General features: G+C 44.2%; 20 protein-coding genes and 2 pseudogenes. 12 read left to right on the top strand and 10 right to left on the bottom strand.

Annotated features, from left to right (window positions below; all coding sequences use genetic code 11):
* Window positions 1-4: 4 nt before the first annotated feature.
* The 4 genes from NIES593_RS02425 to NIES593_RS02440 form a co-directional block, all read right to left on the bottom strand.
* Window positions 5-1,339, bottom strand: a complete 1,335-nt coding sequence (locus NIES593_RS02425) for a GTPase family protein (protein ID WP_073598077.1) — start codon at window positions 1,337-1,339, stop codon at window positions 5-7.
* 150 nt (window positions 1,340-1,489) lie between these two features.
* The gene (locus NIES593_RS02430) at window positions 1,490-2,551 is read right to left on the bottom strand and encodes a 3-deoxy-7-phosphoheptulonate synthase (protein WP_073598078.1); all 1,062 of its coding nucleotides are present in this window, start codon (window positions 2,549-2,551) and stop codon (window positions 1,490-1,492) included.
* A 215-nt stretch (window positions 2,552-2,766) separates the two neighbouring features.
* Complete coding sequence (locus NIES593_RS02435) at window positions 2,767-3,492, bottom strand: WecB/TagA/CpsF family glycosyltransferase (protein WP_073598079.1); 726 nt, start codon at window positions 3,490-3,492, stop codon at window positions 2,767-2,769.
* Between the two features lie 378 nt (window positions 3,493-3,870).
* Window positions 3,871-4,098, bottom strand: a complete 228-nt coding sequence (locus NIES593_RS02440; protein ID WP_073598080.1) for a hypothetical protein — start codon at window positions 4,096-4,098, stop codon at window positions 3,871-3,873.
* Between the two features lie 123 nt (window positions 4,099-4,221).
* On the opposite strand from NIES593_RS02440, the gene NIES593_RS02445 reads away from it, so the two are divergent.
* The 4 genes from NIES593_RS02445 to NIES593_RS02460 all read left to right on the top strand — a co-directional run bounded on the left by NIES593_RS02445 (window position 4,222) and on the right by NIES593_RS02460 (window position 8,687).
* On the top strand, window positions 4,222-4,911 hold the full coding sequence (locus tag NIES593_RS02445; RefSeq protein WP_073598081.1) for a hypothetical protein: 690 nt from the start codon (window positions 4,222-4,224) through the stop codon (window positions 4,909-4,911).
* Window positions 4,912-4,940: 29 nt separating this feature from the next.
* Window positions 4,941-6,071: a DUF1822 family protein gene (locus NIES593_RS02450; RefSeq protein ID WP_073598082.1), complete on the top strand. Its 1,131-nt coding sequence runs from the start codon at window positions 4,941-4,943 to the stop codon at window positions 6,069-6,071.
* A gap of 18 nt (window positions 6,072-6,089) precedes the next feature.
* Window positions 6,090-6,590, top strand: coding sequence for a hypothetical protein (locus tag NIES593_RS02455; RefSeq protein ID WP_073598083.1), 501 nt, complete (start codon window positions 6,090-6,092; stop codon window positions 6,588-6,590).
* Between the two features lie 105 nt (window positions 6,591-6,695).
* Entirely contained in the window at window positions 6,696-8,687 is a 1,992-nt protein-coding gene (locus NIES593_RS02460) for an ABC transporter substrate-binding protein (RefSeq protein ID WP_073598084.1), read from the top strand.
* Window positions 8,688-8,693: 6 nt separating this feature from the next.
* Here the strand turns inward: NIES593_RS02460 and NIES593_RS02465 are convergent, their stop codons facing one another.
* Together NIES593_RS02465 and NIES593_RS02470 are read right to left on the bottom strand one after the other, a co-directional pair.
* A complete protein-coding gene (locus NIES593_RS02465; RefSeq protein ID WP_073598085.1) occupies window positions 8,694-10,097 on the bottom strand; it encodes an anthranilate synthase component I in 1,404 nt (467 codons plus the stop codon).
* A gap of 74 nt (window positions 10,098-10,171) precedes the next feature.
* The gene (locus NIES593_RS02470; RefSeq protein WP_073598086.1) at window positions 10,172-11,047 is read right to left on the bottom strand and encodes an energy-coupling factor transporter transmembrane component T family protein; all 876 of its coding nucleotides are present in this window, start codon (window positions 11,045-11,047) and stop codon (window positions 10,172-10,174) included.
* A 298-nt stretch (window positions 11,048-11,345) separates the two neighbouring features.
* Here NIES593_RS02470 and NIES593_RS02475 point away from each other — a divergent pair, with 298 nt between their 5' ends.
* The 4 genes from NIES593_RS02475 to NIES593_RS02490 are packed head-to-tail and all read left to right on the top strand — an operon-like array spanning window position 11,346 to window position 14,858.
* A complete protein-coding gene (locus NIES593_RS02475) occupies window positions 11,346-12,101 on the top strand; it encodes a WecB/TagA/CpsF family glycosyltransferase (RefSeq protein ID WP_073598087.1) in 756 nt (251 codons plus the stop codon).
* 53 nt (window positions 12,102-12,154) lie between these two features.
* On the top strand, window positions 12,155-13,057 hold the full coding sequence (locus NIES593_RS02480; RefSeq protein WP_083602300.1) for an XrtA system polysaccharide deacetylase: 903 nt from the start codon (window positions 12,155-12,157) through the stop codon (window positions 13,055-13,057).
* Window positions 13,058-13,086: 29 nt separating this feature from the next.
* Window positions 13,087-14,205: a radical SAM protein gene (locus tag NIES593_RS02485; RefSeq protein WP_073598088.1), complete on the top strand. Its 1,119-nt coding sequence runs from the start codon at window positions 13,087-13,089 to the stop codon at window positions 14,203-14,205.
* Between the two features lie 20 nt (window positions 14,206-14,225).
* Window positions 14,226-14,858 carry a class I SAM-dependent methyltransferase gene (locus NIES593_RS02490; RefSeq protein WP_175561015.1) on the top strand — a complete coding sequence of 211 codons (633 nt, stop codon included), beginning with the start codon at window positions 14,226-14,228 and terminating at the stop codon, window positions 14,856-14,858.
* A 62-nt stretch (window positions 14,859-14,920) separates the two neighbouring features.
* Here NIES593_RS02490 and hpnH read toward each other — a convergent pair whose 3' ends face one another.
* Window positions 14,921-15,937 carry an adenosyl-hopene transferase HpnH gene (gene hpnH, locus NIES593_RS02495; protein ID WP_073598090.1) on the bottom strand — a complete coding sequence of 339 codons (1,017 nt, stop codon included), beginning with the start codon at window positions 15,935-15,937 and terminating at the stop codon, window positions 14,921-14,923.
* A gap of 154 nt (window positions 15,938-16,091) precedes the next feature.
* On the opposite strand from hpnH, the pseudogene NIES593_RS02500 reads away from it, so the two are divergent.
* A pseudogene (locus tag NIES593_RS02500) lies at window positions 16,092-16,379 on the top strand (response regulator); the annotation flags it as partial.
* Between the two features lie 12 nt (window positions 16,380-16,391).
* Here the strand turns inward: NIES593_RS02500 and NIES593_RS02505 are convergent.
* Window positions 16,392-16,784 carry a type II toxin-antitoxin system death-on-curing family toxin gene (locus NIES593_RS02505; protein WP_073598091.1) on the bottom strand — a complete coding sequence of 131 codons (393 nt, stop codon included), beginning with the start codon at window positions 16,782-16,784 and terminating at the stop codon, window positions 16,392-16,394.
* A 4-nt stretch (window positions 16,785-16,788) separates the two neighbouring features.
* Window positions 16,789-17,010: an AbrB/MazE/SpoVT family DNA-binding domain-containing protein gene (locus tag NIES593_RS02510; protein ID WP_073598092.1), complete on the bottom strand. Its 222-nt coding sequence runs from the start codon at window positions 17,008-17,010 to the stop codon at window positions 16,789-16,791.
* Between the two features lie 256 nt (window positions 17,011-17,266).
* Between NIES593_RS02510 and NIES593_RS02515 the strand changes: the two genes are divergently transcribed.
* Window positions 17,267-17,518 (top strand): hypothetical protein, encoded by a 252-nt coding sequence (locus tag NIES593_RS02515; RefSeq protein ID WP_073598093.1) that lies wholly within the window; start codon window positions 17,267-17,269, stop codon window positions 17,516-17,518.
* A gap of 52 nt (window positions 17,519-17,570) precedes the next feature.
* On the opposite strand, the gene purM is transcribed toward NIES593_RS02515, so the two are convergent.
* On the bottom strand, window positions 17,571-18,599 hold the full coding sequence (gene purM, locus NIES593_RS02520; RefSeq protein ID WP_073598094.1) for a phosphoribosylformylglycinamidine cyclo-ligase: 1,029 nt from the start codon (window positions 18,597-18,599) through the stop codon (window positions 17,571-17,573).
* A 975-nt stretch (window positions 18,600-19,574) separates the two neighbouring features.
* Between purM and NIES593_RS25425 the strand changes: the two are divergent.
* A pseudogene (locus tag NIES593_RS25425) lies at window positions 19,575-19,856 on the top strand (septal ring lytic transglycosylase RlpA family protein); the annotation flags it as partial.
* Between the two features lie 94 nt (window positions 19,857-19,950).
* Window positions 19,951-21,498 carry a bifunctional pantoate--beta-alanine ligase/(d)CMP kinase gene (locus NIES593_RS02530; RefSeq protein ID WP_073598095.1) on the top strand — a complete coding sequence of 516 codons (1,548 nt, stop codon included), beginning with the start codon at window positions 19,951-19,953 and terminating at the stop codon, window positions 21,496-21,498.
* Window positions 21,499-21,552: the final 54 nt, after the last annotated feature.

Below are 21,552 nucleotides of genomic sequence, written 5' to 3' on the forward strand. Positions count from 1 at the left end.
TTTGTCAAGACTTGATTTCCTTAAACCGTTCTTTAGCTGCCCCAAACGCCTCTTGCATTGCAGATTGAATTTTCTTCGGATCGGGTTTCTTCCCGCCCATAAGATCGCCGAAATACACGCAAGCGCCTTCTCCTAGCGCCCAGGTGTAGGCAGCAGCCCAGGAAGCCGCGATCGCGCTGCCCAACCCTGGGATAAATTTAATCAACTCCCGTCCAATCGCTTTTGCTAGCAATCCCCCTGCGATCGTGCTAACTATGCCTCCTGCCTGGGATGGGGTCAGCGTCTGCCCGTACAATTTCCCCAACAGACCTACCATTGAGACTTGTAGGGCAGTTAATACTGGCATGGTAGCGAATGGTAGGGGTACGGCCGCTACCGTTGCTGCGATAACGGCAAATGCCAAAATATAACGCCGTCCCACATCTCGATAGAGATTGCCAATTTGCTCGCCAACATCTCCATCTAATAGCTGATGAATCGCACGGGCTTCCGCCTCTGGAAGTAAGTCTGACAGCGCATCTCTAAACGCTTCTAAGCCATAAAACACTGGATTGTAGCCATCTTCTTCTAAGGTAAAGTCGATGAGAACGGCGCGATCGCACAGTCCGGCAAAAGCTTGCTGCAATGCGGCAAACGCTCGGTTGACCTCCTCAAAGTCGGGGGGATAAGGAGGATGATCGGCAGTACTGGAAGGATAAACCTCATGCAAGCAAGTTACCGCCAGCAAACAGGGAATATCTGGATATTTCTGACGCAACTGCCGAGCAATTTGTCGCAGCGCCTCTGTTGCGAAATCATTGATTTTTACAGTTAAAATTAGGACTCTCGCCCCGCGACTTTCTTGGTTTAAATCGCCAATCAGTTCTCGAACAATTGTCTGAGTGTCCTGGTTCACGTCTCCCAATCCTACCGTATCGGTAAAAATGAGCAACGGCAGGTCACTCGATGGATAAATATAACGCTCGGTGTGTTGCGTGTGAGGACGAAATCCTTGACCGACAATCTCGGCGCAAACACCTGTCAGTCCCCGCACGATCGAACTTTTTCCAGCTTGAGGCTTACCGATTAGAAGGGCTTCCGTGGTCGGCAGTTGCGATCGAACCGTCTCCAAAATCTCAGCAACCCGATCTTCGCTAACGCTAAACCACTTCACGACTGTTTGTGCGACTTGCTCTAGGGGGAGGAATTGCATCAATTGCGTTGTTGCCTGGTTCCAGACTTCAGTCGCGTGGTTTGTCCAGGAATCTTTTCCCGACCCGGACATTTCATCGTTAGTCGGCACTTCGTTAGGTTGCTCAGAGCTTGCCGATCGCGAGTCAGCATCGCGTTGCTCAATCATTCGTTCCAAACGGCAAATAGGGTCAGACCAACTCTAGTCTAGCATTCAGAATTTTTCGCGGAGCTGGTCAAGCGGCTTTGCGGCAATTCGTAATTAGGGAGGACTCTGCGCGTCCAAACCGGATAACTATTGAAATCTTACTGCAACCAATTATTTAGTCATACCACTACTCAATTTTTCGTAGGCAGCCAGAATAATTTGCTCTGTCTCTTCCCAACCGATACATTTATCCGTCACAGAAACACCATATTTTAGATGCTCTAGTTGGTTGGGAATCGATTGGTTGCCTTCATAGAGGTTGGATTCCAACATCATGCCAACGATTGACGTATTCCCCGACGCTATTTGTCGAACGACATTTTCAAAAACAGAAGCTTGTAATCTGTGATCTTTATTAGAATTTCCATGGCTGCAATCGATAACGATTCGCGGGGGCAAATTTGCCTCTTTTAATTTTTCTTCTACCAGTTTTACGTTGGCTGGGTCGTAGTTGGGCTTGCCGTTACCGCCCCTTAAAATTACGTGACCGTAAGCATTTCCTTTCGTTTTAAAAACGCTTACCTGCCCTTTTTGATTGATTCCCAGAAAATGATGGGGGCTTCTGGCAGACTGTATAGCATTTAAAGCCACTTCAATATTGCCATCGGTGCCGTTTTTAAACCCTACAGGCATCGAAAGTCCGCTTGCCATTTCGCGATGAGTTTGCGATTCGGTCGTGCGCGCTCCGATGGCAGACCAGGAAATCAGTTCGCTCATGTACTGAGGGACGATGGGATCGAGGGCTTCTGTGGCGGCGGGCAATCCCAATTCAGCAATTTTTAAAAGCAGGCTGCGTGCCATTAATAAACCTTTTTCGATATGAAAAGAATCGTCCATATCGGGATCGTTAATTAATCCTTTCCACCCTACTGTCGTCCTCGGTTTTTCAAAGTAAACTCTCATAACGAGCAGCAGCTTATCTTTGACGCGATCGCTCAGAATTTTCAGTCTTTGTGAATATTCAATCGCTGCTTTTGGATCGTGGATGGAACACGGTCCGACTACGATAAATTTTCTACTATCTTTAAAATCTAAGATATTTTTTATTTCTTTTCTATATTTTAGAATAGTTTTTTCTGTCGAAGGCGTTAACGGCAATTTTGATTTTACTTCATGGGGAGTTAATAGTACATGAGAGTTTTGAATATGAGTGTTAAATAATTGATTTTTCATTAATTCTGCCGAATTTTTTTATACTAGCTTAATATGATATTGCAGTCCTAATTAAATTGCGAATGCGAGCATCCTGCTCGCGTGTAAGCCTGACTTGCGAACGGGATGTACCCGCTACGCAAAGGCAATACCTAAACGTACTCATAACTTATTTTTTAGATCGAGGCTACAAATTTCTCCTACTCCTCCCACATTCCGACAGCAACTGGGGCTAATTATCTAGCCAGTAAAGCTCGCCAGAAAAACTCAGGCAAAGCTAGCATGCGCTTCCAACGCCAGGGTTCTTGATAGAGTCGATAGAGCCACTCTAAATTATTTTCCCGCAACAAAACGGGCGCTCTTTCTTTGGTTCCAGACCAGATATCAAAACTCCCGCCTACGCCAATCCAAATGGCTTCGGGACAAAGAGAGCGGTTTTGGCGAATCCAAAATTCCTGACGCGGAACCCCCAATCCGACCAAAATGAGTTTTGGTTGGGTTACCTTGAGCGTTTCTTTCCAATTGTCTTCTTCTGCTGGCGAGAGATAGCCGTGATTGCTAATAATTGAGATTCCGGGCACTTTCTGCCGCCAAGTTTGGGCTGCTTTCTGCACAATTTCGGGTTTACCGCCATAGAAGGCAATGGGATAGGATTTGCCCAATCGTCCGACTTGTCGGAGTAACGACTCTGCTAGTTCGATTCCCGGACAGCGTTGCTGCCGCTGCCCTCGCAGGCGCAGATAGAGAACGATTCCAGCCCCATCGGGAATGACGAGATCGGCTTCTCGAATGATGCTGGCTACGTCGGGATTTTTTTCTGCAAGAATCGCCATTTCTGCGTTTAGCGTTACTACGTGAGTTCCTACTTTCTGGTGTAAGCGTTGTAGGAGCCAACTCGTATAGTCATTGAAGAGATGGACGGGCAACTTTAAGACAGAAAAGGTTTTAGGAGTCTTTAACATATCCAGATTTTTACGCGCTCTAAAATCTCCTCACATTAATTTACTGTACTTTACAAAGCGAGAACTAGAAAACCCACATTTTGCAGTACCCTCTTGGAATGAGAAGACAAAATTAGTTTTATTGATATAAAGACGAATTTTGCGATCGCAAAGTGGCAATCTCTACTGGATCGCCCTTTTGTGTAAAGTTTTGTAAATTCTTGAATAAATTCTCCTCTCAAACTCTAACAAACTGACAAAACAACACAAAATCTAAGCTTGAGAGGGGCGATGAGAAAAATAACGCTTAAAAAGTTTCTGTACTGGTTCATCGGCGAAAGGACTCGACGAAGCTTATACCATTTTTCATTCATTAATGACACAGATGGTCGATCGCCCTCACCCCAACTCCTCTCCCAAATTGGGAGAAGGGAGAAGGATGTCGATCGCGAAAACCTGAAAATTAGTATTAGTAGGAATTTGGAAATGGTTATGGGATTTACCTGGCGAACCTGGCGCAAAAGTTGCCCAAGAGGTAGCGAAAGAATCGCTTAAGTCAATTTCTTTTATGGGTGCAAACGGAGAAATGAAGTTTTTACCGACAGGCGATCGCGTGGGTAAAGCCATTTTAATTCAGGTACGACCTAGCGCGTCGGGATACGATTTTATACCAATTCAATAGAAAATTGTACCCGAATAACTAAGGCAAAAGCTATTCGAGATTACTTAAACTCGAACTAGATTATTATTATGGCGAATCCTTGGAACAATAACTTAGATGATTTCGATTGTCAAATCGGCAAACTTATTCAAGAAGCCCGTAGCTATCCAAGAGGCAGTTTAGAACGAAATAAAAGACTGAATCAAATCGTTAGCCTGATGCAAAAATCGGGAAAAATTATGAAAAGTTATGGAAATATTAATTTTCATGACTATCAAGAAGCACTTCAGAAAAGCTGGAAGTATTTCTGTGGCAACTTATGCGAAGCCACTACAGCAAAAGAAGCTTATAATCCAGATAAAGGAAGTGTATTTACCTGGTTTAATAGTTATCTCAAATTTGCCATCATAGAGATTCTGAAAAAAAATCAGCAAGAATACGACAATCGAATTTCCCCAGTCATTTCTCCAGAAACAGGAGAAATCATATATCCTTGGGAAAATTTAGCAGCCCCTTCAGAAAACTCTCATTCTTTGCTAAAAGAAATTAAAGAATGGCTAGAAGAAAATAGAGAGCGATTAAGCCAAATTCATGTAGACAAGCACCCCGACATTAATTGTTATGTTTTAATCCTCCGTCGCTTGCCTCCAGAAACAGCTTGGAAAATTCTTGCCAATGAATTTGGAGTTTCTATTCCTACCTTAAGTAGCTTTTATCAGCGCAAATGTTTGCCCAAACTCCAAGACTTTGGCAAAAGTCATTTTGCTGAAATTTTTTGAATCGATCGCACTTTAACTCCAGGCAAAAAATGATTGAATCAATCCTCTCTCAACCCCTGACAATTCCTCTGACTCAAGGCGATAGTAAGCTCGCCATTAAATTTGCTCAACAGCAACCGACAAAAGAAAAACAAAAGCAAGTTTATTTCAATACCTTAGCCGTACTGGCAGTCAATCGCTACTTAGAAATGCTAGGGATTTCAACCGATCTCCAATCCAGCTACAGTTGGAATCCAATTACTCGCCTGTGTGCTGATGTAGCCGACTTAAAAGTAACAGATTTAAAACTCAAAAAATTAGGACATTTAGAATGTCGCCCCGTTCGAGCAGGTCAAGAATTTGCTTGGATTCCACCGGATGTCTGGGACGAACGAATCGGCTATATTTTTGTTCGATTAGATATAGAATGCTATCAAGGAACTCTATTAGGATTTCTCCCCACAGTCTCGAAAGAAAAAATTCCAATTTCTTGTCTGCAATCTCTTGACGACTTCCTTGAATTTTTGTATAAACCTACCCTTAATTTTGTCTGTTTAAGTGACTGGTTTGATAATATATTTGCAACTGGTTGGGAGGCAATTGAAGAAGTTATCGTCAACAATCAACAAGCCAATCCTGCCCTAGCCTTTCGCCTTGGCAGAGTTCGTTTTGACAAAATGGAATGGTTGCGACAACAAATTAAACAGTTGTTTCCAACAGGAAAGCCATCCTCACCAATCCTTCCCCCTCCCGATCGAGATCCGATTCCTGCTCTAGTTCAAATCCTACAAGCAACTCAGGATGAGGAAACGCGCTGGAAAGCAGCCGAAATGCTGTGGGAGATCGAGCCAACCCATCCAGCAGCAGGAGTAAGACGAATTATCGATCTGGGAATGCAATTAGGAGGTCATCGAGTTGCCTTGATGGTAGCTCTTTTAGAAAAGCCCGACCAAAAAGTAGCCGTCCTCCTGCGAGTTTACCCAATGGGAAATCGGGATACTTTACCTCCTCTTTTGCAACTGAGTGTCTATGAATCGGACAATCCTGTTGCTCAAGTACAAGCCAGATCTCAGCCTTTAGATAACTATATTCAGCTAAAGTTAATTGCAGAAAATGGAGAAAAATTTAGTGTCAAGGTAGCGTTAGAGGAGACGAGTTTTATAGAATATTTTATCATTTAAAAAATAAGGACGATCGCTATGGGTAAGCTAGTTGTCCTCCAAATTGGCGATGGCAATTTGGAGCAGGGATTTCCTGTCATTGTGCAAATTGGCGAAGAGGGAAAACAGAGCGATCGCAACTTTCATGGAAAACTCCCGCGTCATCCCGAACTTCTCCAGTGCTATCGGGACTGGCAAGATGCCTATTACAACACTCCCACAATTCGCAATGCAGGGATTCGTCATCCTCGCCTTGAGATCCCCCCACAGATAACTAACCATAGCGAGCAAGATTTTAAAAAAGCGGCGCAAATCATTGAAAACGAGATGAAAGCGTGGCTAGATACCCCAGAAATTCGGGAATTGCGAGATTGCGTGCTAGATGCAATTAGACCAGAAGAGACGGCACGGATTATTATAGCAACCCAAAATCGGGATCTCTGGAAGCTACCTTGGCACTTGTGGGATTTATTTAAGCGTCGTCCCAACAGCGAACCTACCTTCAGTACGGCTAGTTATGCGAACCCCAACCTTTCCTGACCGAGCAATTTTAGATTTTAAATTAAAGAAGAAAGCTAAAATCTAAAATCGAGTAACTTCAGGCTCTTGTTAATCCAAAATCGTAAATCCAAAATCTAAAATCGAGTGACGATCGTCTCCTTAGCCTTCAAAAAGCCAGTCAAAATAGCCTTGAGAAACCCAGTCAAAATCTTAGTGATTTTTGGCAACAGTGAAAATATCGATTTAAAACCAGATGAGGAGTTACTTGCTAAGTTAGAAAAACGAGGAGCAAGAATTACTCCCCTCACTCAACCCACCCGTAGAGAACTTAGGTATAGATTATCGGAGCAACGGTGGGATCTGCTCTTTTTTGCGGGGCATAGTTATTCGGAGAAAGAGGGAGAGAGTGGATTTATTCAGCTAAAAGAAGACGATAGTATCTCCCTAAAAGAGTTAGAGAGCGACTTGAGCCAAGCCGTTAGAAATGGCTTAAAACTGGCGATTTTTAACTCCTGTGACGGTTTAGAAATAGCCCGGAATCTAGCAAATTTTCGGATTCCTTATGTCATTTTTATGCGAGAACCCGTCCCCGATCGCGTAGCACAGCGATTTTTAGAATATTTTCTCTTTCGCTTTTCTAGTGGGGAATCTCTCGATCTATCCGTGCGCTATGCCAGACAACGCTTGCAAGATGAAGAAAGGGAACACCAATTACCTTGTGCGAGTTGGCTGCCTGCCATCTATCAAAATCCAACCGCACCTACTTTAAAGTGGCTTCCCCCCACTCCTAGAATCGCAGTAGGAGTAGCGATCGCATTTCTTGTCAGCATAATTCCTCTAAGTCTAATAATCTACAAAAGAATCCATCCTTCTATCCCCCATCGCATCAGTATGGGAGAGGAAATTTTAGTCAAGGAGAATGTCACATCCGAGAAGAAAAAAGGCGTAAAAGCTTTTGAGGAAAAAGATTTTGCCCGTGCTGCCTCCGAGTTTCAAGCATCCCTTCAAAAACAGCGCAACGATCCAGAAACGCTGATTTACCTCAACAATGCTCGAAATGGCGACAAAAGCAGCTACAAAATTATTGTCAGCGTTCCCATCGGTAGCAACCTCGACGTAGCGCAAGAGATTTTGCGAGGCGTGGCGCAAGCGCAAAACGAGATCGATCGCAAGGGAGGGATTAACGGGAAACCTTTACAAGTAGCGATCGCCAATGATGAAAATAACCCCGACCTTGCTATACAACTTGCTAACACCTTTATAGAAGACCCTCAAACCTTAGCCGTTGTCGGACATAATTCCAGCGATGCCTCAGTTGCTGCCGCTCCGGTTTATAATCGGGGCGGTCTAGTCATGATTACCCCTACTAGCTTTTCTGACAAGTTATCCTCTAGCGGAGATTATATCTTCCGCATGGTTCCTACCATCCGCTTTTTAACCGATACCTTGTCCGATTACATTGTCCACACCGCCCACAAAACTAAAATTGCCGTTTGTTCGTCTAGAGCTGCGGTTGATAATGAATCGTTTCGCAATCAATTTATTAACAGCTTCCAAGCAGAAGGCAAACAGTATATTAATGTTAAATGCGATTTTGACGATCCCCAATACAATCCTGAAGAAAAAATCTTAGAAATCGTCAGTAGTGGTGCCGATAGCCTCCTGTTAGCCCCTCACGTCGATAGAATCGGCAAAGCAGTAGAGATGGCACAAGCCAATCAAGGACGCTTAACCCTTTTTGGCAGTCCCACTCTCTATACCTACAAAACTTTAAAAGAAGGTCAGCAAGCCGTCAACGGCATAGCTTTAGTTGCTCCTTGGCATCCCGATACACTGCCTTATAACGCTCCTTTCCGCAAGCAAGCGCGACAATTGTGGGGCGGAGAGGTGAATTGGCGCAGTGCGCAAGCTTACGACGCGACAATGGCAATTACTGCCGCCTTGCAACAAAGTCAAACCCGTGAAGGACTGAAAAACACTCTCACAGACAGAACTTTTTCGGTTGAGGGAGTCACGGGAACAATTAAGTTTTTGCCATCGGGCGATCGCCAATTTATCCCAGGAAGTGGTTTAATTGCAAAGGTTAAACCAAATCCTAAAACTTCAGGCTACAAATTTGTTCTTCTACCTCGTTGATAGGCTTCATGTTGGACAAGAACTAGCCAATTTCAGAGCAGCCAACTGAGCTTGTGCCTTGTTGAGCGATTCGTACCATTCCCTTTCTGGATCGCTGTCAGCCACGATACCCGCCCCAACTTGCCCCCAAACGGTTGCAGGAAGAGAAGGAGAGGATGAGCTATATAAAAGCGTGCGAATGAGGATATTTAAATCAAGATTGCCTCGTCGATCTAGATAGCCGCAAGATCCATAAAATAAATTGCGGCGGACGGGTTCGAGTTCTTCAATAATTTCCATACAGCGAACCTTCGGACATCCAGTAATCGTACCGCCAGGAAATAAGGCACCAATGAGATCGACGGTATCGCGATCGCGCTCTAAAATACCGCTCACATTACTAACGAGATGCATGACGTGGCTATAGCGTTCGACACTCAACAGTTCGTCAACGCGAACGGAACCCCATTGGCAAACTCGTCCGAGATCGTTACGCTCTAGATCGACGAGCATTACGTGTTCGGCTCTTTCTTTAACATTAGTCATTAATTCCCTAACTAACTGGCGATCGCGTTCGTCGTCAGTACCGCGAGGACGGGTTCCCGCGATCGGTCGCGTTTGCGCTTTGCGTCCTTGCAATTGAATCAATCGTTCGGGAGAGCAGCTAATAACTGCCCCCCAAGAAGTTTGCCAATAACTGGCAAAGGGAGATGGATTAATCGTTTGCAAGGTTCGATAAATCGTCCAACTATCAGCATTGGTAGACGTTTGAAACCGCAGAGAAAGATTCGCCTGAAAAATATCTCCTACTTGGATGTATTGCTTGGCTTTTCTAACGGCTTGCTCGTAATCTGTTTGGTCGGATAGGAATGAGAGAGGATAGGAAGACGAGGTGAGGAGGGGAGGGGGCAAGGGGGAGGGATTTGAGTCTAATTGATTTTGTAGGCGATCGAGGTCATCTAGATTGGTACTGGCTAGCCATAAGGTTTGTTCCCAATGGTCGAGAATGGCAAAGGAATCGGGTTCGTACCAATAGGCAACGGGAAAAGGCAGGGAATCGTCTTTGAGGTAGGGGAGTTTTTCGATTTCCCAGGCTAGATCGTATCCCAGCCAGCCCAACCAACCTCCTGTAAAAGGCAAATGTTCCGGTATTTCCCTTTCTCTTGTCTCTTTTTGCAGAAGACGGCGAAGAAAAGGCAGGATTTCACCAATGGGCGGCGTCCACAATTGTAGTTTACCCTCGACGAGACGGGGAGATCCCGCACAAATAGAATAGCGAGATAAAGGAGAGCGATCGCTAGAGGGTGTAGCTGGACTTTCTAAAAGCGTCGCAACTGCGCCCGGACGATAAAACAACCGCTCAAAAACCTCCGAACCCGTTCGCTTCCCTAATGGTAGCCTTCTCCAATACCAAGGTAATAACTGCTTCATCTGTCATTGGTCATTAGTCATTAGTCCTTTGTTTTAGGATTCAGGAGTTGGAAGATAACTGGTCACTGGAACTGTTACATTCCTCCCCACATCAATCGCGCCCACCAAAAGGGAATTAAAGCAAACAAAACAAACCAGTCAATTCGCCCCAAACGGAGTTGATGCCACTGAACGCGATGTTGGTTCGGACTGGTAAAACCTCGCACTTCCATTGCCACTGAAATTTGTTCGGCACGCAAGAGAAGATTTTCTAGCAGCCGTTCGACTACCACTAACCATACCTTTAAACTGCGCTTAACTCCCAGTTTTTTCCAATTAATTGCCCTAGTCCGAATCGATCGCGCCAAATTTTGCACTTCTTCCAATACCAGGGGAATAAATCGCAACGATAGCGTCAAGGTTAGCATTATCTCTGTTATGGGTAATTTGGTGCGGCGGGCGGGTTCTAGCAACTCTTCTAGTCCGGCTGTAATTTCTTCTGGTGCAGTAGTGAGTAGATAGAGATTGGTACTATATATCAGCGTAAAGATCAAGGTACTCGTCCGCACTGCTAATTCCAAAGAACGACGGGTAATAACAAACCGCCCTCTCTCAAACAAGACGTAGTGATAATCGGTAGGCTGAGGCAACTGGAGATTGCCATCGGGAAGTCGCGGCTGAGAGGTTACTCCCAATCCATCGGGCACAAAACAGGTAATGATAAATACCAAAATACATAGCGTCAGCAACCAGCCCATTTGCTGTCGCCAAACTCGCCGAGGAATCGCCGCTAAAAACGTTAATAACATCAGTAACCCTACGATTCCCAATCGCCACCAGGGATTGGCTAATAAAGGCGCAGCTAGAAACGTCATCAACCAGCCAAGTTTTACCCTTGGATCGAGTCGATGCATCCAGGTTAGGGGGGTTTCTAAATAAAGTCCTATGGGAAGCGAACGGAGTAAGTCCATTGGTTAAGTCGATCCGTTATTGTCGATCGCTCACTATTATCAAGTATCGAGAATCGCGATCGCACTGTGCGAATATCTTTCTAGTTTGGGTGAATTCGATTAGAAATTTAGACTAATTGCCAACTATAGTGACTACAAAACCTTGCATCTATAAATTTTTGTTAATTTTTATCTATTTATCGGTGAGTCTTATGTAAGTTTAACGCTACCTAGACTCAATTCGCAAACCTCAACCGTCTGTTTATCTATTTACTATTATTTTTCAAAAGCGATCGAAAACTAAACTTTTTCCCAAACAATGAGTAAAGTTAATATTCTCAATATTTTTCTTGACAATATCTCAATGACCGAACTTCTTAAAAAACTTAGTCTAGAAGGAGGTATAGTCTTTACTCCCAATGTAGACCACCTGATGAAACTACAAATCGACCGAGAATTTTATGAGGCTTATAATCAAGCTGATTATCGAGTATGTGACGGTCAAATTTTGAAGTGGTCTTTAGATTTTTTAGGAACCCCTATCCAAGAAAAAATTTCTGGTTCCGATCTTTTGCCTGCTTTTTATTTTTACAATAAACAAAATCAAAATATCAAAATTTTTTTACTGGGCGGAGCTGAAGGAGTGGCTCAAAAAGCCCAAGAAAAAATCAATCAAAAAGTTGGCAGAGAAATTGTAGTTGCCGCTCATTCTCCGTCTTTTTGCTTTGGAAAAAATGAAGAAGAATGTCTTGAGATAGTCAATGCGATCGCTCGCTCTGAAGCAACAGTTTTGGTTGTAGGAGTCGGGGCACCAAAGCAAGAAAAATGGATTATTAAATATAAAAATCAGCTCGACAAAATTAAAATATTTTTAGCAGTTGGTGCGGCAATTGATTTTGAAGCAGGTTACAAAAAAAGAGCGCCAAAGTGGATGAGTGAGGTAGGACTAGAAACTCCTTATAGATTATTCAGCGAACCTAAGAGACTTTGGAAAAGATATTTAGTAGAAGATCCTCCCTTTTTAGGTTTAGTTCTCAGACAAAAATTAAACCTTTATAAAAATCCTTTTACTTAGAGAAATTTTCAGATAGGATTTAAAAAAAACAAATCATTTGAATTCTAAAAAATATGAAAACCCAAGATATAAAAATCAAGTATCAGATAAAAAATAACATCGATAATATCCTGACAATAGATGTTGAAGACTGGTTTCATATTTTAGATATTCCTTCACTTCCTCCACTTAAAACCTGGGTAAAACTCGAAAGTCGAGTTGTATCTAATACAATTTTTATTTTAGATTTACTAGATAAATACAAAACCAAAGGAACATTTTTTGTTTTAGGATGGGTTGCCGAGCATTTTCCAGATTTAGTTCGGGAAATTGAAAAACGAGGTCATGAAATTGGCAGCCATGGTTATAGTCATGAACTGATTTATAATTTAACGCCCGATCGCTTTCGTCGCGATGTTAGCTTATCTTTAGAGCATCTTTCTCGAATTACTTCTCGACCAATTCTTGGCTATCGCGCTCCCGGTTTTTCTATCGTGCCTGAAACTCTATATGCTCTAGATATTTTAGTAGAATTGGGGTTTTATTACGATGCTTCAATTTTTCCAATGAAGAGAAATCATGGTGGTTTTCCAGGCTTTTCAGAAGCAGAAAATTGGATGACCACCCCTAGAGGAAATCGAATCCTAGAAATTCCAGTCACTCCTATCAATTGGTTAGGTAAAAAAATTTATCTTTTTGGGGGCGGATACTTTCGTCTAGCCCCCTATCTGCTGATCGAGCAAGCAATTACTTATCTCAACGCGCGAGGAAAACCCGCATTAGTCTATCTCCATCCGCGAGAATTTGATGTCAATCATCCTCGATTAACAATGAGTTTAGCTCGTTCTTTCACAACTTATGTCAATCTCAAACAAACTCGCTCGAAATTTGAGCATGCGATCGCGCAATTCCGATTCAGTAGTATTGAAACAATCTGGAATTTATTTTCCAGCGATTCCTATTTAATAGCCAGTTAATTGAAAAGAATTTTATTGAAACTAAAAAAATGCAATTAAAACATTTAATCAAGCTAGCAACACGCCATATCACTCACACAATTCCCGAAACGCTATATCTAAAAACAGGTTACGATCTGACTAAACCCTTAGCAATTCAAGGTATAGTTAACGAGCGATGTAACTATAAATGTCGCTACTGTAAATTCTGGCGTTTAGAGAATTACAAAGATGAAATGACCATCCCGGAATGGCAAACAGCGCTGTTGAGTCTAAAAAAATTTATTGGCTCTTATGTCATTCAATTTGGTGGCGGCGAACCGTTTATTAAAAAAGGATTTGTAGACTTATTAGAATTTTGCTACTCCCATAAAATCGACTGGGGAGTTATTACCAACGGCTCGACTTTCGATCGCCAGACGGCTACAAGAGTAGTAGCAGCGCGTCCGGTAAATTTAGATATCTCGGTTGATAGCGCAGACTCAGAAATTCACGATTTTGTGCGAGGAGTGCCAGGTTCTCTCGGTAAAATCGAGCAAGGAATCGTTTTTTTGCGACAAGAACGAGATAGACTGGGATTGAAGTTTCCCATCCGCATCAAACCCACAGTCCATCGCTACAACTTTCGCTACCTGCCGGAACTGGTAGAGTGGGCGCAGCGCATAGGGGCAACGACAATTGACTTTGCTCCCGTCCGTCCAGCTTTCGGTCTTGCCGAAATAGAAACGGAACTGTGGATACGGGAAGAGAGCGATCGCGAAGTCTTAAAACAAGTCATCGAGACTCTAATTGCCATGAAACAGCAAGGAGCCTTCATAGAAACCAACGATGCCAAACTTCGCTCCTTTATCGACCACTTTCAGGGCAACAAAGTCTATCATGGTGCTTCTCCTTGCCGCGTTAGCCTGCGAGACTATCACATCCGCACCAACGGCGACGTTATCTCGTGTTGGTTTTACCCACCGCTTGGCAACGTCAAAACCCATAGCGCCCGCGAGATTTGGTATGGCGAACAAGCTCAACGCTTGCGCGCTCAGATGGTTGCCTGTACCAAATTTGGCGAGGTGGATTGTGCTAACTCGTGTCTTTCTCACAGAACTCTCGCTCAGAAACTCGAACTAGGCATGCTATTTCTTCGTCGGGCAACGACAGCCCTTAAAGGGTCATGATAAAAGCGATAAAACCTCGAATGCAACGCCACTGGCGCAAACGTCGCATGGAGGCATTCATCGAGTTAATGTGCCTTAAACCAGGAAGCAGGATCGTCGATCTCGGCGGATTGCCGGAATTTTGGGAGACAATCGCGATCGATCTCGACATTACTGTGTTAAATTTACCGGGAGCATTTACAGGAAAGCGAGGATCGTTTACACGCCAATACCGATTCGTTGAAGCCGATGCCTGTGAGCTTTTAGACTTGGCAGACAACAGTTTTGACATCGCATTCAGTAATGGAGTCATCGAACACGTCGGTTCCCTAGCGCGACAAGAAGCCTTCGCCAAGACAGTGCGCCGATTGGCTCCTAGTTATTGGATTCAAACCCCTTCGATGTGGTTCCCGATTGAGGCGCATTGTAACCTTCCTTTTTGGTGGTTTTATCCACCAAGTCTCAAAAATGCATGGATTCGTCACTGGCAAAGGCAGGGACGGGAATTCAAGTGGAAGCAGATGAGTGAAACGCGGGTGTTAAGCCTGGGGAGACTAAAGACTTTATTTCCCGAAGCAAAAGTTTATACTGAATGCGTGGCAGGATTTCCTAAGTCCTATTCAATGTATGTTCCAATGTATGTTCCGATGCAAAAAGAGCAATCGCGCCAGTAGTGCGATCGTCTCCCTCGCTTTGGGTTATACCCGTGCGCGGGCAGAATGCCCGCACTACGGCTTTAACTTCCAAACACGCTACTAATCGCCCGTCCTATATTTTCTGGTTTCAGTGCATCCATGGCGGCGGTGGGTTCGTAACCGCAATGTACCATACAATCCGCACATTTAGGATTGCCGCTAGCGCGACCGTAATTTTCCCAGTTAGTTTCTTCTAAGAGTTCCTTAAACGTCTTATAGTGACCTTCATTAAGGAGATAGCAGGGTTTTTGCCACCCCAAAACGCTATAGCTAGGACTTCCCCAGGGGGTACACTCATAATCCTTCTCGCCCATAAGAAAATCCAAAAATAGGGGATTGTGATTGAAGTTCCACTGCTTTTTGCCTGTCTTCCAAGGGGAAAGAATTTCTCGAAAGAGTGCCTTCGTCCGTTCCCGCACCAGAAAATGCCCTTGGTCGGGGGCCCATTCATAACTGTAGCCTGGAGATATCATCATTCCATCAGTCCCCAGCGTTTCGAGAAAATCAAAAAATTCTTGCATTTTTTGGGGATCGGCACCTTCAAACACTGTCGTGTTAGTCGTGACGCGAAATCCTTTTGCTTTAGCTGCACGAATGGCACGAATAGCGGTATCGAAAACCCCCTTGCGATCGACGCATTTATCATGCTGTTCTTGCAAACCGTCTAAGTGAACGCTAAACGTGAGATAGGGAGAAGGCTGGAATTTATCGAGGCTTTTTTCTAGCAATAGGGCATTGGTACAGAGATAGACAAACTTTTTGCGATCGCACAACCCCTTGACAATTTCGTCAATCTGTGAGTGCAGTAGCGGTTCTCCTCCAGGAATGGAAACCACAGGTGCACCGCATTCTTCCGCCGCCGCAAAACATTCTTCGGGGGTTAGATTTCGTTTGAGAATTTCTGGTGGATGCTGAATTTTCCCGCAACCCGAACAAGCTAGATTGCATCGGAATAGAGGTTCCAACATTAAAACCAACGGAAAGCGCTTACGCCCTTTCAAACGCTGGGTAACGATATATTGCCCCACTGCTAAAGCTTGTTGCCATTGAACGGCCATAAGTCTCCTCTCACCTCTATATGCCGAGTCATTATATACGGTGGAACGAGAAAGAGGAGAAGAACTTATATAGGTTTTACTGTTGCTTATTTATTGCTAAAAGCGATCGATCTTTCGTCCTTCTCTGCGCTTGTGCAAGATACTTAGATGGTATTTTGAAGTTGCGATCGCCGTTGATGGATTAGAAGGTTTCAACAAACTGCGAGCGGACAATTTCGATGCCGTGGTTTCCGATGTTGAAATGCCCAATCTGAGCGGGTTGCAACTGACGGCGAAGATTCGCCAGGATCGAGAATATAGCGAACTGCCGATTATTCTCGTGACTACTCTGGCATCGGCTGAAGATAAGCGTCGCGGTGCAGAGGCAGGTGCTAATCCTTATCTGACGAAGGGAGATTTCGATCGAAAAATCTTGATTGAAACGCTCAAGCGATTGATTTAACTGTCTAATTAATCAAAGCGATCGCGGTTTTGAGTGTTTTTTCAGCCAAATCCCCAGATCGTCTTGAGTGAGAATGCTACTGGCAAGTTGTTCCATCGTCAAAACGACCTCTGTTTCTTGAGCATCAATAAAATAGCCATTTAAGCCCAAAAATACGTACATAACCATAAATGCTGTTCTTTTGTTGCCATCGATAAAAGGATGATTTTTGGTTAATCCGTATCCGTAAGCAGCAGCTAATTCAAACAAATCGGGATGAGCGTATGTCCATAAATGACGAGGTCTGGCTAAAGAGGCATCTAGAAGGTTGGCATCCCTTAATCCGTCTAATCCTCCATGAGTAACTATCTGATCCCAATGAATAGCCACGACTAATTTTTCTGAGAGCCAGATAGGTTCGTTCATTGAATTATTTGGCTAATTCTCTGAGTGCATTCTTGTATTTAATACTTCCTTCTCGATAAATTTCCATTGCTTTTTCAAATTCAGGATCGTAGGGAGTAAGCTGGATGCCTTCTCTAGTTTCAAATAAAGATAAACTGTCTCCTTCACCTAACTTGAATTTCTCTAAAACCTCTTTTGGTATCGTTATTCCTAGCGAATTGCCGATTTTACGAAGTTTTAATTTCATTGTTTTTCTCAAAAAGTTATTACTACTGTAATAACTCTATTTTACTTCAGATAGCTTTGCGATCGCTGAGGAATTTTGTCATAGTCTAATATTTTAAGCAACGACATGGGATTTGAGATAGTCAGACGCGATCGCACTCCTCTCAATACGACAGCCCCAAAACTTGCTGCCAGCGAGCCTATTCGTTAGGTTGATAGTAAGCTCATAGCTACTACAAGTAGACAATAGTAATTGCAGTAGAGCGCAGGGATATCAAATGTTGACTAGCGTTGAAGGAATTTATCGCCACGGTCGAATAGAGCTAACGGAATTGCCAAATAACATTCCAGATGAAACACGGGTTATTGTTACCTTCCTGCAACCCGGTGAGATCGATCTGAAGTCTCACGATATCGACCAAGCGCAAGCTGAGGTACTGCGTGCAAATTTAGCCACCTTTGCAGACGACTGGAACAGTCCAGAGATGAGTATTTACGACAACTATGACGCAGCCAAAACTGACCGTTAAGCGGGGTAATGTCGTTATGGGATTAAGATAGTAAGACGCGATCGCACTCCCCTTAATACGACAATCCCAGAACTTCTCCAGTTCCCTCAACAACCTCGCCTATGCGATAAGCAGCAATATCTTTTGACTCAAACCAGTTTAAAGTATCTTCAGCGCGATCGCGCGGCACGATAACGACAAAACCAATGCCCATATTAAACGTATCAAACATCGACCGAGCATTGACTTCCCCCACTTGCGCCAACCACCGAAAGATGGGCAAAATTTCCCAACTGTTGGAATACACCTGCACCGATTGACCTCCCTTCAAGCAACGGGGTAAGTTTTCCGGCAATCCTCCCCCCGTAATATGTGCCATCCCGTGAATCTCGATTCCGGTACGAATGGCTTCCAAAACCGGTTTTACGTATATTCGTGTAGGAGTTAACAAAACCTCTCCTAAACTTTGCCCTCCTAGCAAATCTGGACGGAAATCCCAATCCAATCCTTGAGTCTCAATAATTTTTCTCACTAAACTAAAACCATTGCTGTGAACCCCTTGACTTGCCAACGCGATCGCAACATCCCCGATGTTAACCTGAGAACCATCTAAAATCTGGCTTTTCTCTACAATTCCCACACAAAATCCGGCAAGATCGTATTCTCCTAGTTGATAAAAACCAGGCATTTCAGCCGTTTCTCCCCCCAAAAGGGCGCATCCACTCAAACGACATCCTTCTACGATCCCAGCGACGACTTCAGCAAGTTGTTGGGGATTGAGCTTGCCCGTTGCCAAATAGTCAAGAAAAAATAGAGGTTCTGCGCCAGAGGTAAGAACGTCATTGACGCACATGGCGACTAAATCGATGCCAATGGTGTCGTGACGGTTCATCGCTTGAGCGATTTTTAGTTTAGTTCCAACGCCATCGGTTCCCGAAACCAAGACGGGTTCTTTGTACCCAGAGGGCAATTGAAAAAATCCCCCAAATCCCCCCAATCCCCCTAATACTTCAGGACGATAAGTACTTTCAACGCCTTGACGAATTTTTTCGACGAAAGAGCGTCCTGCTTCTATATCTACGCCAGCTTCTCGATAATCCATAGAAACAGAAATCCTTAATGATAGATGATTCTCCATCATTTATGCTAAGGAGATTAGGTGCATAGCACAAGTGCTACCGATTGATAGAGCTAAAATATAAAATTTTTATAAAAAATTAAGAGCAAGCGAAATAAAAATCTTTCGAACCTACTCTTTTTTGTCAAAAAAGTCAATCACCTATTTTGATTTTTTATCTTAAAAATCACTAATGATTAGAATTTTTGTTCTTTTTGACAAGATTTTTACCTCTTAACTCCATTTTACCCCCGTAATTACACGGGCGATCTAAAACTTTTTGCAGCGAAGGCTAAAACCGCGATCGTCTTATCCGGCAATAGTTTTAGTAATTTTTTTGGGCTGCTTATTCTTACTAATGTCAAGGTCTGTTAACGATTTAAGTAATACGAAATCGACAAAACCCTAAAACATACCGCTTCCAATTTTAGTTTGTCAAGCTTTATTTAAAGTTTCAATTTAAAACATAATAAATGATTTAAATGATGGCGATCCCTGCCGAGAAATTCATGGTAATCTATATCAGCTTTAGATAATGCAAAGCAAATTTTGTGAGGAGCGATCGTTGGCAAATGAATAAATGTTCCCATGAATTTAATTTATTTAATTCGCCAACTTACTGAACAAATGGAGCTTATGAATCAGAAATTCTTGGGTAAGATTACCACGACGGCATTCGCAACAATCTTAGGAACAACTACGTTCCTAGGCAATTCGCAAATTGCGGCAGTAGCTTCAAATATAGATTCAACTGAGCGCGATCGAATTTCGGAAACAACTGAAAAGGCGGGCGCATCAAATGAGATAGCCAAACCCTTGTCGCAAGCTGTCACCCTTGGCGATCGCGCCACCGCAGTAATAACCTTTCTCGATTTTCCCGTGAAAGAGAAAGACAGCACTCAAGTCAAATCCAAGTCGAGTAAGACCGCATCCGTGCAAGCGGGAGTCAAGCAGATGCGAGGCATGGCATCTTGGTACGGGCCAGGCTTTCACGGACGGCAAACAGCCAATGGCGAACGCTTCAATCAAAATGATTTAACCGCAGCTCACCGCAGCCTGCCATTTGGGACGAAAGTTAGAGTAACCAACATGAACAATGGTCGCTCCGTTATCGTTCGCATTAACGATCGCGGTCCTTTTGTGGGCGGACGGGCAATCGACTTATCTGCTGCTGCCGCCAGGGCAATCGGACTCCACCGTAGCGGCGTAGGCCCAGTCAACCTCGAAATTCTCGGACAGTAATTGGGCGAGATCCAAATGAGTAGGGACTGGTAAGCTAAAAACTGGGGGTTCGTATCCCCAAGTTTGACCCCTACTCGCATGAGGAGAAAAGGCGGTGCATCTATATAAAACGGTGGCTGGATTGCGCTCTGCCCTGGCAAGTCGGCGAGACCGTCGCGCGATTGGCTTAGTTCCAACAATGGGGGCGCTGCACCTCGGTCATGCAAGTTTGATCCAGCGCGCAGTTGCCGAAAACGATATCGTCGTCGTCAGTATCTTTGTCAATCCGCTGCAATTTGGACCTAGCGAAGATTTACAAGAATATCCCCGTCAGCTAGAAAAAGATTGTCGGGTTTGCGAACAGTATGGAGTAGATATTGTTTTTGCTCCAACTGTTGAGGAGATGGGAACTCCGCCATCTCAAGAATCGCCTTCGTCAACCGTGACGGCAGTAGTGCCACCACCAGAGATGACATCGGTGCTGTGCGGACAGTTTAGACCGGGGCATTTTCAGGGAGTGGCAACGATAGTGACCAAGTTGTTCAACATTATCGCGCCCAACAATGCCTATTTTGGGGAAAAAGACGCGCAACAGCTAGCGATTCTGCGGCGGGTGGTTAAGGATTTAAATATCCCTGTCGAAGTCAAAGCTTGTCCGACAGTTAGAGAAGCGTCGGGACTAGCGCTCAGTTCTCGCAATCAGTATTTGAGCGAAACCGAACGAGAACAAGCCAAAGCTATTTATCGCAGCCTGCAAGCAGCCCGCAAAGCTTTCTGCACCGGAGAGCGGGAGGCATTTAAGCTAATCAATATCGTCAAGCAAGAATTGGCGCTGACTCCAGAAGTCAAGGTTCAGTATGTCGAGTTGGTGCATCCGCAAACCCTAACTCGTTTGGAGAAAATAGAGGAAGCCGGATTACTTGCGATCGCGGCATATGTTGGTTCGACGCGCTTAATCGATAATGTCATTTTGCGACACCGCCGACCAATTATCGCTATCGACGGTCCCGCTGGGGCTGGAAAATCTACCGTCACTCGTCGCGTTGCCCAGTCCTTGAATTTGCTGCATCTGGATACGGGAGCCATGTATCGGGCAGTTGCTTGGTTGGTCATGCGATCGGGAATTTCTCTGGACGATGAAGGCGCGATCGCAGAATTAGTGACTCAAGCGAACCTAGAACTAATTCCTGCCGAGCCGCCCAATCCAACCCGCGTCAAAATTAATGGAGAAGACGTAACCGAAACCATTCGGACTCCAGAAGTCACGGCGATCGTATCCCAAATTGCTGCCAAAGCTTCAGTTCGCCAGGCATTAGTCCAACAGCAGCAACGCTATGGCAAAACAGGGGGAATCGTTGCTGAGGGAAGAGACATTGGGACTGCCGTTTTTCCAGATGCCGAATTGAAAATTTTTCTCACGGCTTCGGTGGAGGAGAGAGCCAAGCGGCGCTGGCAAGATTTTAAGGAACAAGGACGAGAAGAAATCAGTCTGGAGCAATTAGAGCAAGATATCCAGGCGCGAGATTACTTCGACAGCCATCGGGAAATTGCTCCCCTGCAACAGGCGATCGATGCCATTAAGATCGACACGGATAAGTTGAGCATTGAAGAAGTGACCGAGCAAATTATTAATCTGTACGAGCAACTCGATTCTAAGGCTTGATAAATGTCTTCTCTTTGTTTGTTCCTCTTTTCGATAAGATGGATCGGGTAAGAA

Source organism: Hydrococcus rivularis NIES-593 (assembly GCF_001904635.1).
In the GTDB taxonomy this organism is placed as follows: domain Bacteria; phylum Cyanobacteriota; class Cyanobacteriia; order Cyanobacteriales; family Microcystaceae; genus Hydrococcus; species Hydrococcus rivularis.